Genomic DNA, 15,023 nt, shown 5'->3' with positions numbered 1-15,023 from the left:
TGCGACGTGCGGTGCTGCTGCGGCTACCGGCGCTCCTGGGTGCTCAGCGCTTGCGGAACTTGCGCATCAGCTCCTGCGCCTTGGCCTTGTTTCGGGGGTCGCGTGCCGCCTGCTTCACCTGCTCGGCGACCCGACGGCCCTGCGGACTGCGGGCGAACGCGGAGATCTTGCTGAACAGAGATGCCATGTCAACCTCGTTCCCTGCCGGGTCAACGCTCAAACCCCGCAGGGGGTTCCTAAACCGGCGAAACGGTCACGCCCACCGCGCCCGGACCCACGTGCGCGCCGATGGCGGAACTGACCTGGGTCACCAGGGACCGCCGCACGTCGGGCAGCCTCGCGCGCAGCTGTTCGAGCACGGAACCGGCGCGTTCGGCCGCGTCGAAGTGCTCGACCGCGATGTCCACCGGCTCGTCGCCCGCGCGCTTGACCGCGATGTCGACCAGCTTGCGCAGCGCGCGTTCCGAGCCGAGCACCTTGTCCAGCGGCGTGATCCGCCCGTCCTCCACGGTCAGCAGCGGCTTCATCGACAGCGCGGAGCCGACCAGGGCGGCGGTCCGGCCGATCCGACCGCCGCGTTGCAGGTACTCCAACGTGTCCACGTAGATCAGCTCGGTGCTGCGGCGCACGGTGTGCTGCGCCGTGGACACGACGCGGTTCACGTCGCCTCCCGCGGCGGCCGCCGTGGCGGCGGCGACCACCGCGTACCCGAGGCTCATGCCGCACGTCTGCGTGTCGACCACGTGCACCGGCACCTGCGCCTGCTCGGCGGCTTGCCGGGCCGCGTCCACGGTCTGCGACAGGCCGGTCGACACGTGCAGCGAGACGACCGCCTCCGCGCCCGCCGCCGCCGCGTCGGCGTAGGCCCAGAAGAACGCGCCGGGGTCGGGCGGCGAGGTGGCGACGTCGAGCCGGCCGCGCAGGGCGTCCACGAGCTTCGCCACGGGCACCCGGACCTCGTCCTCGACCCAGTCCCCTATGCGCACCTGGATCTGCGCGACGGTCACGCCCAGTTGCTCGGTCAACTGCTGCGGCAGGCACGCGGTGGAGTCCGTGACAATCGCTACACGCCGTGGCATGCGCTCGAACCTAGCCGAGTAGGGGGCGGCTCTGTAACGCCGACGGCGATACGGACGACATTGTCCGAATGGCCTTCTCCGTCCAGTGAGCATCATCACCCGCGATGGGTGCTTGCTCCTGTTTGCACCTCTGCTACCGGTGGGTAACATGCGGGTGGCAGACACCACCATGCCAATGCGGCGATGACATGGCAGGGTCACGAACATTCCGGCGGCCACAGGCAACCACCGTCGCCAACCCCACGTCGCCGCCCGTCCGCAGGAGGTCGAAGAGGACCCATGAACATTGTCGTCCTGGTCAAGCAGGTGCCCGACACCTGGTCCGAGCGCAAGCTCGCCGACGCCGACCACACCCTCGACCGCGACTCCGCGGACGCCGTGCTCGACGAGATCAACGAGCGCGCCGTGGAAGAGGCGCTGCTGCTCCAGGAGGCGCACGGCGGCGAGGTGACCGTCGTCGCGATGGGTCCCGACCGCGCGACCGACGCGATCCGCAAGGCGCTGTCGATGGGCGCGGACAAGGCGGTGCACGTCTCCGACGAGGCGCTGCACGGTTCCGACGTGCTCACCACCGCCAAGGTGCTGGCCAAGGCCATCGGCACGGTCGAGGGCTTCGACCTGGTGATCGCCGGCAACGAGGCCACCGACGGCCGCGCGGGCGCGGTGCCCGCGATCCTGGCCGAGCTGCTGGGCCTGCCGCAGGTGACGCAGGTGCGCAAGCTCACCGTCGAGGGTGGCACGGTCAAGGCCGAGCGGGAGACCGACGAGGGCGTCGTGCACCTCGAAGCGAGCCTGCCCGCCGTGGTCAGCGTGAACGAGAAGATCAACGAGCCGCGGTACCCGTCGTTCAAGGGCATCATGGCGGCCAAGAAGAAGCCGGTCAGCACGCTCAGCGTGGCGGACCTCGGGCTGGACGCGGGCGAGGTCGGTCTCGGCGCCGCGTGGTCCCGGGTGCTGGAGGCGGCCCCCAAGCCGCCGCGCGGCGCCGGTCAGCGTGTCGAGGACGCGGGTGACGGCGGTTCGAAGATCGCCGAGTACCTGGTCGGCCAGAAGCTCATCTGAAGGCGAGGAATCGAATGTCTGAAGTCCTGGTCCTCGTCGACCACGTCGACGGCGAGGTCAAGAAGGTCACCTATGAGCTTCTATCCGCCGCGCGCGGTCTCGGCGAGCCGGCCGCGGTGGTGGTCGGATCGCCCGGCACCGCGGGCAAGGTGAGGGAGTCCCTGGGCCGCTACGGCGCGGTGAAGGTGTACGCGGTCGAGTCCGAGGACGCGGTCAACCACCTCGTCACGCCGAAGGTGGACGCGCTCGCCACGATCGCGGGCACCGCGTCGCCCGCCGCCGTCCTGGTGTCGGCCACCATGGAGGGCAAGGAGGTCGCGGGCCGGCTGGCCGTGCGCCTGGGCTCCGGCCTGCTCTACGACGCCGTCGACCTCGACGGCGAGGGCGTCGCCACGCAGTCGGTCTTCGGCGGCGCGTACGTGGTGAAGTCCAAGGTCACCAACGGCGTGCCGGTCATCGCGGTCCGCCCCGGCGGCGTGGAGGCCTCCGAGTCGCCCGCCGACGCGGTCGAGCAGGCCGTCGAGCTGCCCGCGGCCAACCCGGCGCTCGTCACCCGGGTGACCGGTCGCGAGCCCATCGTGGGCGGCGACCGCCCGGAGCTGACCGAAGCTTCGGTCGTCGTGTCCGGCGGTCGTGGCGTGGGCAGCGCGGAGAGCTTCGAGGTCGTCGAGAAGCTGGCCGACAGCCTCGGCGCGGCGGTGGGCGCGTCCCGCGCCGCGGTGGACTCCGGCTACTACCCGCACCAGTTCCAGGTCGGCCAGACCGGCAAGACGGTCTCGCCGCAGCTGTACGTCGCGCTGGGCATCTCCGGCGCGATCCAGCACCGGGCGGGCATGCAGACGTCCAAGACGATCGTCGCGGTCAACAAGGACCCGGAGGCGCCGATCTTCGAGATCGCCGACTTCGGCGTGGTGGGCGACCTGTTCAAGGTCGCGCCGCAGCTGACCGACGAGGTCTCCAAGCGCAAGGGCTGACCCGGCACCTGCGTCCCACGGGGGTCGTCCCGCTCACCAGCGGGGCGGCCCCCGTCGCGTCGTCCCACCGGGGTTTCACCGACCTGCCACCGAGGCGTCACCGGAACGACCTGCTCCCGGTCGCCAACGGGTCGGTAGACCAGTGCCATGACGCAGCCGCAACTGCTTGTCAGCACCGGTGACGCCGCTTCCGACGCGCCGCGCTACTCCCTGCTGGTCGCGCGCGACGGCGACGAGGTCGTGGCCGCGCAGCGGCTGAGGCACCAGGTGTTCGGCGCCGAGATGGGCGCCGTGCTGCACACCTCCGTGCCGGGGCACGACGTGGACGACTTCGACCCGTTCTGCGACCACCTGGTCGTGCGCGACGACCGCACCGGCGACATCGTCGGCACCTACCGGATGCTCCCGCCCGAGCGCGCCGCCGAGGCCGGGCGGCTGTACTCCGACGGCGAGTTCGACCTGTCCGCCCTGGACGCGCTGAGGCCGTCGCTGGTGGAGACCGGGCGGTCGTGCGTGCACCCCGACCACCGCAACGGCGCCGTGGTGTCGCTGGTGTGGGCCGGGATCGCCCGGTACATGCTGCTGTCCGGGCACTCGTGGCTGATCGGCTGCGCGTCCGTGCCGCTGCACGACGGCGGGTCGTTCGCGGCGGGCGTGTGGGACGCCGTGCGGGCCAAGCACCTCGCGCCCGGGGAGTACCGCGTGACGCCGTTGCGGCCGTGGGAGGTCGACTCGGTGCGGCGGCCGGACCGAACCGTGCTGCCGCCGTTGCTGAAGGGCTACCTGCGGTTGGGCGCGTGGGTCTGCGGACCGCCCGCGCTGGACGACGACTTCGGCGTGGTGGACCTGCCGGTGCTGCTCGGCATGGACCGGGTGGACCAGCGGTACCTGAAGTTCTTCCTGGGGGAGACGGCGTGACCGGCAAGCACGCGTGGATGCCCTCGTCGCCCTGCGGTGACGGCTGCGTCGACCACTCGACGGCGTCCGTCGGCGCGGTCCGGGCGGCGTGGCGGCTGGTGGCGGCGTCGGTGGTGGTGGTGTCCGGCGTCCTCGTGGTCCTGGGCGTCCTCTGCGTCCGCGGTCGGGCGCGTGCGGTGCTGCTCCGGCAGTGGTTCCGGGCGCTGCTGCGGGCGTTCGGGGTGCGGTTGCGGGTGGTCGGGCCGGTGTTCCAGGCGAACCCGGGACGTGGCGTGCTGGTGGTGTCCAACCACGTGTCCTGGTTGGACGAGCTGGCGATCGACGCCGTGCAGCCGATCCGGCTGGTGGCCAAGCGGGACATCCGGGACTGGCCGGTGCTCGGCCCGCTGATCACCGCCGCCCGCACGGTGTACCTGGACCGGGAACGGCTGTCGCTGCTGCCCGGGACGGTGGCCGAGCTGGCCGCGGCCCTGCGGGACGGCGCGGCGGTCGGCATCCACGCGGAGGGCACGACGTGGTGCGGGGTGGCGTCCGGGCGCTACCGGCCGGCGTTGTTCCAGGCCGCGCTGGACGCCGGCGTGCCCGTGCGGCCGGTCGTGCTGCGGTACTCGCAGGGCTCGGGGACGTCCACCAGGCCCGCGTTCGTCGGCTCCGACACGTTGGTCGACTCGGTGCGGCGGGTGCTGCGGTCGCGCGGGCTCGTGGTGGAGGTGCACGTGCTGGACGAGGTCGCGCCGGGCCGCGCGTCGACCCGCCGTGAGCTGGCGGCGCTCGTGCAGCGGGAGTCCGAGCGGGTGGCGCACGGGTCGGTCGAGGTGCCCTCGCCGCTCCGGCACGCCGCCCGGGTCGCCTGAACGGCCGCGTGCGCCGTTGGTGGCCTCCGGTGCGTCGGCCGTCCGCGCCACGGGGACGTCACGCGCCGGAGCAGCGGAGACCCGTCCCGGGACTGCGTCATATTGCCTTGACCTCCACCCCCGTGGAGGTTGAACCATTGACCCGTGACGACGACATCGGAGACCCCCGCCAAGAGCAACCTGTGGACGCCCGAACGGCGGGGCCCGACGGTCGGGATCATCCTGCTCGTCACGTTGCTCGCGTTCGAGAACATGGGCGTCAGCACGGCGATGCCGCGCATGGTCGCGGACCTGGGCGGCAACGACCTCTACGCGTGGCCGTTCCTGGCGTTCCTCGCCGCCAGCGTGGTCGCGACCGTGCTGTCCGGGCGGTTGAGCGACCTGCGCGGGCCGCGGCCGTCGCTGTTGGCGGGCCCGGCGCTGTTCCTGGTCGGCCTGATCGTCGCCGGGCTGGCCCACGACATGCCGCAACTGCTCCTCGGCCGCGTGCTGCAGGGCATCGGCGGCGGCGCGCAGGTGGTCGCGGTCTACGTCCTGATCGGCCTGGTCTACCCGGAGCGGGACCGGCCCGCGGTGTTCGGCCTGCTGGCGTCGGCGTGGGTGGTGCCGTCGCTGGTGGGACCGGCGCTGGCCGGGTGGCTGACCGAGACCGTGGGCTGGCGGTGGGTGTTCCTGGGGCTGGCGCCGTTCGTGCTGGTGGGCGTCCTGCTGCTGGTGCCCGTGCTGCGGAACCTGCCGCCGCACACGCCCGACCGGAACACCCGGCGCGGGCTGCCACTGGCGGCGTTGGGCGCCGGCTTCGGCGTCGCGGCGCTGAGCTGGGCCGCGCAGCACCCGAGCGGGGTCGACCTGCTGATCGGCCTGGCCGGGCTGGTCGTGCTGGCGCCCGCGCTGCGCGTGCTGCTGCCCAAGGGCACGCTCACCGCCCGCCGCGGCCTGCCGGTGACGATCCTGGCCCGCGCCCTGCTGGCGGGCTCGTTCTTCGCGGCCGAGGCGTTCATCCCGCTGACCCTGACCGCCGTGCACGGCTACTCGGCCATCGCCGCCGGCATCCCGCTCACGCTGAGCGCGCTGGGCTGGTCCAGCGCCGCCTGGTGGCAGTCGCGCAAGCCGGACATCCCGCGCGAGAAGCTCGTGCGCCTGGGGTTCGTGCTCAACGCGGTGGGTATTTCCGGAGTGACGCTCATCGCACCGTCGTGGGGCCCGGCGTGGGCCACCCCGGTGCTGTGGGCGGTCGCCGGAGCCGGGATGGGGTTGGCCATGTCGAGTCTGAGCGTGCTCACCCTGGGCGCGTCGTCCGAGGTGGATCGGGGGTTCAACTCCTCGGCCCTGCAGATCAGCGACATGCTGGGCTCGGCGCTGCTGGTCGGTCTGGGCGGTGTGCTGGTCACCACGTTCGCGTCGGCCGCCGCGCCGACGGCCGCCGTGGTGCCGTTCGACCTGCTGATGGCGGGCGTCTCGGTGCTCGGTGCGGTGCTCGCGGGACGGCTGGGCCGGGCTACCCTGGAGCGCTGATGGCCTACTTCGACCACGCCGCCACGACCCCCATGCTCCCCGAGGCGATCGAGGCGATGACCCGGGCGTTGTCCACCACGGGCAACGCCTCGTCGTTGCACACCTCGGGCAGGCGGGCGCGGCGTGCGGTCGAGGAGGCCCGGGAGGACATCGCGGACGCCCTCGGCGCGCGGCCCTCCGAGGTGCTGTTCACCAGCGGCGGCACGGAGAGCGACAACCTCGCGGTCAAGGGCGTCTACTGGGCCCGCCGCACGTCCCGGCGCCGCCGGGTGGTGGCGTCGTCGGTGGAGCACCACGCCGTGCTGGACGCGGTGCAGTGGCTGGTGGAGCACGAGGGCGCCGAGGTCACCTGGCTGGAGCCCGACGGGCTCGGCCGGATCCGGGCCGAGGCGCTGCGCGACGCGCTGGACGACGACGTCGCCCTGGTCACCACGATGTGGGCCAACAACGAGGTCGGCACGATCAACCCGGTGCACGAGCTGGCCGCCCTGGCCGCCGAGCGCGGGGTGCCGTTCCACACCGACGCGGTGCAGGCCGTGGGCGCGGTGCCGGTCGACTTCACCGACTCGGGCGCGTCGGCGCTGACGCTGACCGGGCACAAGCTCGGCGGCCCCTACGGCGTCGGCGTCCTGCTGCTCGGCCGCGACGTGACCACGACGCCCCTGCTGCACGGCGGCGGGCAGGAGCGGGAAGTGCGGTCCGGCACGTTGGACGTGCCGTCGATCGTCGGCCTGGCCGCGGCGGTGCGGCACGCGGTGGACCACCGGGTCGAGAGCGCCGCCGGGCTCGCCGCCCTGCGCGACGAGCTGGTCGCGGAGGTGCGGCGGGTGGTGCCGGACGTGGCGGTGAACGGCGACCCGGTGCACCGGCTGCCCGGCAACGCGCACCTGACCTTCCCCGGCTGCGAGGGCGACAGCCTGCTGATGCTGCTGGACGCCAAGGGCGTCGAGTGCTCCACCGGCTCGGCCTGCACGGCGGGCGTGGCGCAGCCCAGCCACGTGCTGCTGGCCATGAAGGTCGACCCGGTGCTGGCGCGCGGGTCGCTGCGGTTCTCGCTCGGCCACACCTCCACGGAGGCGGACGTGCGGGAGCTGGCCGAGGTGATCGGCCCGGTGGTCGAACGCGCCCGCACGGCGGGCATCGCGGGGTTGAAGCGGCTTGCGGGCAAGGCGACGGCGGAGGTGTGACGGGCATGCGGGTGCTGGCGGCGATGAGCGGCGGGGTGGATTCCGCCGTGGCTGCGGCGCGGGCGGTGGCGGCGGGGCACGAGGTGACCGGCGTGCACCTGGCGCTGTCGGCCAAGCCCGGCACGTTGCGCACCGGCGCGCGCGGCTGCTGCACGATCGAGGACGCCCGGGACGCGCGGCGCGCGGCGGACGTGCTCGGCATCCCGTTCTACGTGTGGGACTTCGCGGAGCGGTTCACCGAGGAGGTCGTGGACGAGTTCGTGGCCGAGTACGCGGCCGGTCGCACGCCCAACCCCTGCCTGCGGTGCAACGAGAAGATCAAGTTCGAGGCGCTGCTGGACAAGGCGGTCGCGCTCGGCTTCGACGCGGTGTGCACCGGGCACTACGCCCGGCTGTCCACTGTGGACGGCGTGATCGAGCTGCGCCGCTCGGCCGACGACGGCAAGGACCAGTCCTACGTGCTGGCGTCGTTGACCCGGGAGCAGCTCGCGCACGCGATGTTCCCCCTGGGCGACTCGACCAAGGCGCAGGTGCGCGCCGAGGCCGCCGAGCGCGGCCTCCAGGTCGCGGACAAGCCGGACAGCCACGACATCTGCTTCATCCCCGACGGCGACACCCGCGGCTTCCTCACCCGCAAGCTCGGTGAGCAGCCCGGCGTCCTGGTCGACGACGAGACCGGCGCGGTGCTCGGGCGGCACGTGGGCGTGCACGAGTTCACCGTGGGCCAGCGCAAGGGCCTGGGCATCGACGCGCCCGCGCCCGACGGCAGGCCGCGGTACGTGCTGTCGCTGGAGCCGGTGAGCGGCACGGTCCGGGTCGGCTCGGCGGAGAAGCTGGCCGTCACCGAGATCGTCGCCCGACGGCCCGTGACCAGGATCACGTTCGACGGTCCGGTGGAGTGCGTGGCGCAGGTCCGCGCGCACGGCGGTCTGGCGCCCGCGGTGGCCGAAGTCGTCGACGGAGAGCTGCTGGTCCGCCTGCGCGAGCCGTTGAGCGGCGTCGCCCCAGGTCAGGCGGTCGCGGTGTACCGGGAGGACGCGGCGGCGGGCGATCTGGTGCTCGCCAGCGCCACGATCAGCTCGACCCGGTGAGCTCGGGCTTCGTCTTTTGTCGGTCCCGCCTGCGACACTGCGTGCGTGCCGTATGACAACGCACGACACCGGAGGTCGCTGGTGGACATCGGGACCCGGGTGAGGGTGCTCTCGAGCAAGCTCGACCACCCGTCCGCGCAACGTCTCGACGAGGAGCAGTTCGAGCGGCTGCGCGCGGAGGTCCGCACGCTGCGCTGGGTGGTGCGGGAGCGCCTCCACCGGCCCGAGTGGGCCGACCTGATCGCCCAGGTGGAGACCATGGTCGAACGGGTGGAGCGGCTCGACCCGGCGCTCGCCCGCGAGGTCGAGGTGCCGCCGCAGGCCCGCGTCGAGCAGGAGCGGGCCGTCGGTTCGCCGCACCGCGTCACGGGGTGCCGCTGACCCCCTCGGCGCGCGTCGTGGCACCCGGCCGGACCCCGCCGAGGGGTCAGGCCAGGGCGTTGTAGGCCGCGGCGGCGGCGATGAGGGCGGCGTAGCCGGCCGAGGCCAGGGCGACGGTCCGGGTGCGCTCGCGCTCGGACCACGTCGTGAAGCTCAACGCCCAGGCCAGCGCGGGCAGCACCAGCACGCCGTGCATCGCCACGCCGTGCGAGAGCTTCCACGAGCCGCCGCGCTCGGCGACCATCAGGCCGCCGGACACCGCCGCCACGGCCAGCGTCGCCGTGCCGACCCGCACCGCGAGCCGCATGTCGGGCGCGAGGTGGCGGGCCCGGAACGCGGCGACGACCAGCGCGACCACCGACACGACCAGCGTGACGCCGCCGACGGTGAGGACGCGGGTGACCACCGTGTCGAACGTCGTGGCCTCGTTGAAGTGCGACGGCACCCGCCGCCACGCCTGGAGGCCGATCAGCGCCACCTCGGTCGTGCACGCGGCGGTGAACAGCCGCACCCAGCCGGCGCGCAGCCGCAGCCGCGCCCCGACCCAGGCGTAGGTGGCCAGCGTGAGGCCGAAGGACAGGCCGAACGTGACCGGCTTGCGCCACGACACCGGCCCTTCCCACGGCCCGCCGTCCACGGCGAAGACCAGCAGGTGGAACAGGCCGGACGCGAACAGCAGCGCGGCCACCCGGTAGGCGAGGCGAGTCGAGGTCATGCGACCTGATGGTGGTCGTCCGGACGGGTCACGGCGTCGGGCGCAGAGCGGCTCCCCGACGTACGCCCGGGACCGTAATCAGGGCGTCCAGTCGGTGTTCGCGCCGCACAGCACGACGCACGGCAGCTCGCCGGGCACCTCCCCGGCCAGCCAGGCGGCGAACGGCACGGCCGCCGCCGGTTCGACGGCCAGCCGGAACTCCTCCCACAGCCGGTCGCGGGCGGACAGCGTCTCGGCGTCCGACACGAGCACCGACGTGACCGGGTGCGAGCTCAGGACCCCGAACGGGACCTCGCCCACCCTGGTGGCGCCCAGCGCGGACGCGGACACCGAGTCCACCTCGGCGTCGACCGGCTCGCCCGCCACGAGCGCGTGGTGCAGCGCGCAGCACCGCTCCGGCTCCACCGCGACCGTCGGCCGTCCCGAGGCCAGCGCCGTGCCCGCGGCCAACCCGCCGCCGCCGACGGCGACCGCGATGACGTCCACCTCCGGCACGTCCGCGACCACCTCGGCCGCGACCGTGCCCTGACCCGCGATGACGATCGGGTCGTTGTAGGCCTCGACGTAGAAGCCGGGCGTCCGCCGGGCCGCGAGCACCGCCTCCGCGTACGTGTCGCCGTGCCGGATCAGCTTCGCGCCCGCCGCCTCGATCCGCCGCACCTTGCCCTCCGGCGCGCTCACCGGCACGAACACCGTGGCCTGCACCCCGAGCAGCTGCGCGGCCTGCGCCACGCCGAGGCCGTGGTTGCCGCCGGACGCCGTGACCACGCGGTCCGGCGACCCGGCGGTGAGCAGGGCGTTCAGCGCGCCGCGCAGCTTGAACGACCCGGTGAGCTGGAGGTGTTCGAGCTTGAACACGACCGGGCGGCCGTCCACCTCGGTGCGCCAGGACGGGGTGCGGCGGACGTGCGGGCGGAGGCGTTCAGCGGCGGCGGCGACATCGGGGGTCATGCGTCCAGGATGCGCTCACCCGGCGACCCACCTGTAGACCCACATGACCAGCGTCACCGCGCCCACCACGAAGCACAGCAGCACGAGCACCAGGCCGATCAGCACCAGCACGTTCGTCCGCCACGACGAGTCGCGGTCGTCGACGACCGCCAGGTCCGCCCGCAGCTGGTCGTTCGCCGCCGCCTGCAGGGCCACCAGCCGCTGCCGCGCGGTCCCGGTCGCCGCACCCGCCTCGCCGCTGACCCAGTTCATCGCCTCCAGCCGGGCCAACGGGGTGCGGTAGGCGCGTTCGAACGCCGCCACCTCCGCCTCGTCGCGCACCTCGGACAGGTAGGTCCAGCGCCCGGCCTGCGCCGCGTCACCGAGCAGCCGGTACACCTGCGCCAGCCGTTCCCGCAGGTCCAGCCGGTCCGGGTAGCTCGTGACCAGCCCGACCAGCCGCTGCCGCGCGCGCAGCACGCTGGCCAGGTCGCCGCGTCCGACCTCTTCGTCGACCTTGTGGAGCGTCAGCTCGACCGGCATGAGCCACATCGTCCCAGCCCGTGCAACCCCGCGATCACCTCGGTGCCGGTGCTGCGCGGTGCTGCCGGTCAGGGCACCTCGGGTGCCGGTTCCGCGCCGTCCGACCTGAGGGTGCGGCTGCGACCGCGGAACTCGGCCACCACCTGCCCGCCCCGGCGGACGGTGATGTCGTAGATCCCGCTGCGCCCGAACCGCACCCGTTCGACCGCCTCGGCCACCAGCTCGTCGCCCGCGTGCACGGGGGCGATGAAGTCGATCTCCGCCTGCGCCGCCACGGTCACCGAGCCGGGCCGGTTGCACGCGCAGGCGAAGGCCGTGTCGGCCAGCAGGAACACGTACCCGCCGTGCCCGATGCCGTGCCCGTTGACCATCCGGTCGGTGATCGTCATGGTGAGGCGGGCCGTGCCGTCACCGAGTTCGAGCGCCCGGATGCCGAGCGCGGTCGACGCGGCGTCGTTGGCGAGCATCTCCGCGGGTCCGTCCATCCCCGCACCTTAAGGTTCGGTGGTGCTGGACATCATCCGCGCGGTCGGGCTGTTCGCGGTGACGAACGTGGACGACATCGTGCTGCTGGCGTTGTTCTTCGCGCAGGGCGTGCCACCGGTCAGGGTCGTGCTCGGCCAGTACCTGGGGTTCGTCGGCATCCTGGTGGTCGCCGTGGCCGCCGCCCTGGGCGCGACCCTCCTCCCGCCGCCCGTGCTCCCGTGGCTGGGCCTCCTGCCGCTGGCCCTGGGCGTGAAGGCGGCGTGGCAGGCGTGGCGAGGGGGAGACGACTCACCGCCCGCGGCGACCGGAGCCCTCGGCGTCGCCGCCGTGACGTTCGCGAACGGCGGCGACAACGTCGGCGTCTACGTCCCGGTCTTCGCCACCACCGGCATCACCAAGTACGTGATCGTCTTCCTGGTCCTGGTGGCGGTCTGGTGCGGTGCGGGCCGCTACTTCGCGACCCGCCCCGTCATCGCCCAAGCCCTGAGCCGCTGGGGTCACGTGCTGCTGCCGGTGGTGCTGATCGTGATCGGCGTGCTGATCCTGCTGGGCTAGGCCGTGAAGCCCTTGAAGATGTTCGTGAACTCGTACTGGGTCTGGCTGATGCTGCTGCACGTCGGGGAGATGCCGCCGCCCGGGCAGCCGCCGTTGTCCCTGCCGGCCGACCAGAAGCCCAACAGGCCGATCCGGTTCGTGTTCGCCCACGCCACCAGCTTGCGGGCGTGCGTCTGGGTGAAGATCTTGCCGTTGTAGTTCCGGCCGATCATCGGGGTCACGCCGAGCAGCCGCTTCAGCTCGGCGTCCGACTTCGCGGGCCAGATCTGCTTCATCTGCCGCAGGCTGCTCTCGGCGGCGGCGATGACGGCGTCACCCCAGTCCGCGCGCGACGAGCCGAACTCCATGGTCATGGGGTTCACCAGCACGGTCAGGCCCTTGGCCGCTGCGTTCTGCAGGATCTGCACCGAGTACGGGTCCATGCCGTAGTCGTCGCCCTGCACCCGCATCGTGTAGCTGATCGCCGTGCCGCGCTCGGTCTGCAGGCGCTTCAACGCCGTGTTGACCAGGTCGTGCGGGATGGACGCCTCGACGTCCACGTCCAGGTGGTTGCTGCCGACCGCGTCGAGCACCTTCTTGTACGCCGCGAGCAGCGCGTCGGCGGTGGAGCAGGAGTACTCCAGGTACGGCCCGGCCGCGCCGCCGGTCGCCACGATCACGTCACCGCCCAGCGCCTTCAGCGCGCGCACGTCGTTGACGATCCGGCTGTCGTTCAACGGGATCGTGCCGCCCCACGACGGGTTGCAGCCGCTGCTGTCCGCGAGCGCGAACGCCAGCGTGAACACCTTCTGGCCGGTGGCGCGGGCGACCGACTCCAGCGACGGCGTCGGCATGGTGATGTCCACGTACGGCGCGGACTTCAGGCTGCCCGGAAGGGGCGGTTGGTCCGTAGTCGTGGTGGTCGTGCTCGTAGTCGTCGTGGTGGTGGTTGTGGTCGTTGTCGTTGTCGTCGTGGTGCCGCCGGTGCAGGGTTGACCGTTGAGCTTGCAGTTGGCGGGCAGGCCGGTGCCGTTCACCAGGAACCCGAACGACGTGGACGCGCCGGGCGCGAGGCTGCCGTTGTACTCGCGGTTGGCGAACGTGTGGTGCGAGCCGCTGCTGGTCAACGTGGCGTCCCAGTACGAACCGGGCGTGGTGCCGGACGGCAGGTCGAACTCGACCTTCCACCCGGAGACCGCGCCGGACCCGGCGGTGACGGTGAACTTGCCCTGGTAGCCCGAACCCCAGGACGAGTCCTGGGTGAAGACGGCGGTCGGCGTCGGCGCGGCGCCCGCGGGGGCGGCCAGCAGCAGACCGGCGGTCAGGACCGCGGTGACGCCCGCCGCCAGGACGGCCAGGCTCGTGCGCTTGTGGGACATCGGTACCTACTCCCGTGCAGGGGGAACGGGGTGGGAGTGGTGCGGGAGCGCGGGGCGCGGCACGCCCCCACACCACGTCGTGGCGGTGCCCCTTGGCCACTGTCGGCACCGACAAGGTGACCGTAGGTGGACTGGACCACCTCGTCAATGGGTCTAGACCTTTTCGGATCCGAACGGTCGAACGGCCGCGGTGGGACACTGTGCGGGTGGATGCCCTCCCTTGGTCCGCCGGCGCCGCAACCGGCATCGGCTCGCTACCCGGAACCGACCCGCTGGAGGCCGCCAGGATCGTTCTCGGCGAACTCCCCGACCTGCCCCACCTGCCCGAACTGCCCGCGCGGGGCGTCGGCGCGGACATGATCGGCCGCACCGCCGCGCTCCTGGTCGACCTGCCGGTGGAGGTGGTCCCGTCCGGCTACCGGACCGCCGCGCACCCCGGTCGGGACCACCGGCGCGCGGTGGACCTGATGCGCCGCGACCTGGACGCGTTCGAGGAAGTGGCCGAGCCCGCGCCGCCGCCGGTGGTGAAGGTGCAGGCCGTCGGGCCGTGGACGCTCACCGCGAGCGTCGAACTGGCGCGCGGCCACCGCGTGCTCACCGACAAGGGCGCGCTGCGCGAGTTCACCGAGTCCCTGGTCGAAGGCCTCAACCGGCACATCGCGGAGGTCGCCAAGCGCACCGGCGCCACGATCGTGCTGCAGCTGGACGAACCGGGGCTGCCCGCCGTGCTCCAGGGCCTGCTGCCCACGCCGTCCAAGCTCGGCACGGTCGCCGCCGTGCCGGAACCGGACGCGCGGGCCGTGCTGCAGACCGTGATCGACGGCGTGGACGCGGACGTGGTCGTGCACTGCTGCGCGCCGAAGCCGCCGATCACGCTGATCCGCCAGGCGGGCGCGCGGGCGGTGTCGTTCGACCTCACGGCGCTGGACGAGTCGATGTGGGACCAGGTCGGTGAGGCGTGGGAGGAGAAGACCCAGCTGTTCCTGGGTCTGACGCCGAGCACCGACCCGACCGCGCCGCGCACGCTGCAGTCGTTGGCGCAGCCCGCGCTGGACCTCGTGGACCGGCTGGGGTTCCCGCGTTCGATCCTGGGGACGCACGCCGTGCCGACGCCGACGTGCGGCATGTCGGGTGCGAGCGGGAAGTGGGTGCGCCGGGCGTTGGCGTTGACCCGTGACGTGGGCAAGGCGTTCGTGGAGCCACCCGAGGGCTGGTGACCCCGCGAGCCGCCCCTGTGCTCCTGCGTGTCCTACGTCCGCGTCACCCGTGTCCTACGTTCGGAACGCCCGAGTTGAACGCTCACGACACGGGCCGGGCGTCCTGAGCGGTCAACAAGGGGTACGCGAACGGAGGGCACACGCGTCCTGTAGGGAGG

The 15,023-nt window shown here is 72.9% G+C and carries 17 protein-coding genes; 10 read left to right on the top strand and 7 right to left on the bottom strand.

The genetic code is table 11. The annotated features are described in order from the left end of the window. Positions 1-43: 43 nt before the first annotated feature. Together AB0G02_RS05855 and AB0G02_RS05850 are read right to left on the bottom strand one after the other, a co-directional pair. The gene (locus tag AB0G02_RS05855) at positions 44-187 is read right to left on the bottom strand and encodes a hypothetical protein (protein WP_360789909.1); all 144 of its coding nucleotides are present in this window, start codon (positions 185-187) and stop codon (positions 44-46) included. Between the two features lie 49 nt (positions 188-236). Beyond that, a complete protein-coding gene (locus AB0G02_RS05850) occupies positions 237-1,079 on the bottom strand; it encodes a DegV family protein (RefSeq protein ID WP_360789906.1) in 843 nt (280 codons plus the stop codon). A gap of 279 nt (positions 1,080-1,358) precedes the next feature. Between AB0G02_RS05850 and AB0G02_RS05845 the strand changes: the two genes are divergently transcribed. The 8 genes from AB0G02_RS05845 (at position 1,359) to AB0G02_RS05810 (ending at position 9,061) form a co-directional block, all read left to right on the top strand. Next, positions 1,359-2,141 (top strand): electron transfer flavoprotein subunit beta/FixA family protein, encoded by a 783-nt coding sequence (locus AB0G02_RS05845; protein ID WP_360789903.1) that lies wholly within the window; start codon positions 1,359-1,361, stop codon positions 2,139-2,141. A gap of 14 nt (positions 2,142-2,155) precedes the next feature. Beyond that, complete coding sequence (locus tag AB0G02_RS05840; protein ID WP_360789901.1) at positions 2,156-3,115, top strand: electron transfer flavoprotein subunit alpha/FixB family protein; 960 nt, start codon at positions 2,156-2,158, stop codon at positions 3,113-3,115. A gap of 147 nt (positions 3,116-3,262) precedes the next feature. Continuing rightward, a complete protein-coding gene (locus AB0G02_RS05835) occupies positions 3,263-4,033 on the top strand; it encodes a GNAT family N-acyltransferase (RefSeq protein WP_360789898.1) in 771 nt (256 codons plus the stop codon). Next, positions 4,030-4,887 (top strand): lysophospholipid acyltransferase family protein, encoded by an 858-nt coding sequence (locus AB0G02_RS05830; protein WP_360789895.1) that lies wholly within the window; start codon positions 4,030-4,032, stop codon positions 4,885-4,887. The genes AB0G02_RS05835 and AB0G02_RS05830 overlap by 4 nt, the downstream gene beginning before the upstream one ends. 144 nt (positions 4,888-5,031) lie before the next feature. Continuing rightward, a complete protein-coding gene (locus AB0G02_RS05825) occupies positions 5,032-6,402 on the top strand; it encodes an MFS transporter (RefSeq protein WP_360789892.1) in 1,371 nt (456 codons plus the stop codon). Further along, positions 6,402-7,589: a cysteine desulfurase family protein gene (locus AB0G02_RS05820; protein WP_360789891.1), complete on the top strand. Its 1,188-nt coding sequence runs from the start codon at positions 6,402-6,404 to the stop codon at positions 7,587-7,589. The genes AB0G02_RS05825 and AB0G02_RS05820 overlap by 1 nt, the downstream gene beginning before the upstream one ends. Before the next feature lie 5 nt (positions 7,590-7,594). Next, on the top strand, positions 7,595-8,680 hold the full coding sequence (gene mnmA / locus AB0G02_RS05815) for a tRNA 2-thiouridine(34) synthase MnmA (protein ID WP_360789889.1): 1,086 nt from the start codon (positions 7,595-7,597) through the stop codon (positions 8,678-8,680). A gap of 81 nt (positions 8,681-8,761) precedes the next feature. After that, positions 8,762-9,061: a hypothetical protein gene (locus AB0G02_RS05810; protein ID WP_360789887.1), complete on the top strand. Its 300-nt coding sequence runs from the start codon at positions 8,762-8,764 to the stop codon at positions 9,059-9,061. 46 nt (positions 9,062-9,107) lie between these two features. Here AB0G02_RS05810 and AB0G02_RS05805 read toward each other — a convergent pair whose 3' ends face one another. From AB0G02_RS05805 to paaI, 4 genes are all read right to left on the bottom strand, one after another. Next, positions 9,108-9,776 carry a hypothetical protein gene (locus AB0G02_RS05805; protein WP_360789885.1) on the bottom strand — a complete coding sequence of 223 codons (669 nt, stop codon included), beginning with the start codon at positions 9,774-9,776 and terminating at the stop codon, positions 9,108-9,110. Positions 9,777-9,854: 78 nt separating this feature from the next. Further along, on the bottom strand, positions 9,855-10,727 hold the full coding sequence (locus AB0G02_RS05800; protein WP_360789882.1) for a serine/threonine dehydratase: 873 nt from the start codon (positions 10,725-10,727) through the stop codon (positions 9,855-9,857). A 15-nt stretch (positions 10,728-10,742) separates the two neighbouring features. After that, a complete protein-coding gene (locus tag AB0G02_RS05795; protein WP_360789879.1) occupies positions 10,743-11,249 on the bottom strand; it encodes a DUF6584 family protein in 507 nt (168 codons plus the stop codon). Positions 11,250-11,317: 68 nt separating this feature from the next. Further along, positions 11,318-11,734, bottom strand: a complete 417-nt coding sequence (gene paaI, locus AB0G02_RS05790) for a hydroxyphenylacetyl-CoA thioesterase PaaI (RefSeq protein WP_360789876.1) — start codon at positions 11,732-11,734, stop codon at positions 11,318-11,320. Between the two features lie 19 nt (positions 11,735-11,753). On the opposite strand from paaI, the gene AB0G02_RS05785 reads away from it, so the two are divergent. Next, a complete protein-coding gene (locus AB0G02_RS05785) occupies positions 11,754-12,290 on the top strand; it encodes a cadmium resistance transporter (protein WP_360789873.1) in 537 nt (178 codons plus the stop codon). Here the strand turns inward: AB0G02_RS05785 and AB0G02_RS05780 are convergent. After that, a complete protein-coding gene (locus tag AB0G02_RS05780) occupies positions 12,287-13,648 on the bottom strand; it encodes a cellulose binding domain-containing protein (RefSeq protein WP_360789869.1) in 1,362 nt (453 codons plus the stop codon). The two genes, AB0G02_RS05785 and AB0G02_RS05780, sit on opposite strands and share 4 nt — an antisense overlap. Positions 13,649-13,854: 206 nt before the next feature. Here AB0G02_RS05780 and AB0G02_RS05775 point away from each other — a divergent pair, with 206 nt between their 5' ends. Next, positions 13,855-14,865, top strand: coding sequence for a methionine synthase (locus AB0G02_RS05775; protein WP_360789866.1), 1,011 nt, complete (start codon positions 13,855-13,857; stop codon positions 14,863-14,865). The last annotated feature ends 158 nt before the right edge of the window (positions 14,866-15,023 follow it).

It is taken from the genome of Actinosynnema sp. NPDC023658, assembly GCF_040639995.1.
Lineage (GTDB): Bacteria > Actinomycetota > Actinomycetes > Mycobacteriales > Pseudonocardiaceae > Actinosynnema.
The sequence above is the reverse complement of the archived record's forward strand: the minus strand, read 5'-3'. Positions and strand labels throughout refer to the sequence as shown.

Bases quoted from the DNA above. Each gene is read 5' to 3' on its own strand.
- mnmA (WP_360789889.1), top strand. From the start codon at position 7,595: ATGCGGGTGCTGGCGGCGATGAGCGGCGGGGTGGATTCCGCCGTGGCT.
- AB0G02_RS05805 (WP_360789885.1), bottom strand. From the start codon at position 9,776: ATGACCTCGACTCGCCTCGCCTACCGGGTGGCCGCGCTGCTGTTCGCG.
- AB0G02_RS05820 (WP_360789891.1), top strand. From the start codon at position 6,402: ATGGCCTACTTCGACCACGCCGCCACGACCCCCATGCTCCCCGAGGCG.
- AB0G02_RS05780 (WP_360789869.1), bottom strand. From the start codon at position 13,648: ATGTCCCACAAGCGCACGAGCCTGGCCGTCCTGGCGGCGGGCGTCACC.
- AB0G02_RS05850 (WP_360789906.1), bottom strand. From the start codon at position 1,079: ATGCCACGGCGTGTAGCGATTGTCACGGACTCCACCGCGTGCCTGCCG.
- AB0G02_RS05840 (WP_360789901.1), top strand. From the start codon at position 2,156: ATGTCTGAAGTCCTGGTCCTCGTCGACCACGTCGACGGCGAGGTCAAG.
- AB0G02_RS05855 (WP_360789909.1), bottom strand. From the start codon at position 187: ATGGCATCTCTGTTCAGCAAGATCTCCGCGTTCGCCCGCAGTCCGCAG.
- AB0G02_RS05795 (WP_360789879.1), bottom strand. From the start codon at position 11,249: ATGCCGGTCGAGCTGACGCTCCACAAGGTCGACGAAGAGGTCGGACGC.
- AB0G02_RS05800 (WP_360789882.1), bottom strand. From the start codon at position 10,727: ATGACCCCCGATGTCGCCGCCGCCGCTGAACGCCTCCGCCCGCACGTC.
- paaI (WP_360789876.1), bottom strand. From the start codon at position 11,734: ATGGACGGACCCGCGGAGATGCTCGCCAACGACGCCGCGTCGACCGCG.
- AB0G02_RS05845 (WP_360789903.1), top strand. From the start codon at position 1,359: ATGAACATTGTCGTCCTGGTCAAGCAGGTGCCCGACACCTGGTCCGAG.
- AB0G02_RS05835 (WP_360789898.1), top strand. From the start codon at position 3,263: ATGACGCAGCCGCAACTGCTTGTCAGCACCGGTGACGCCGCTTCCGAC.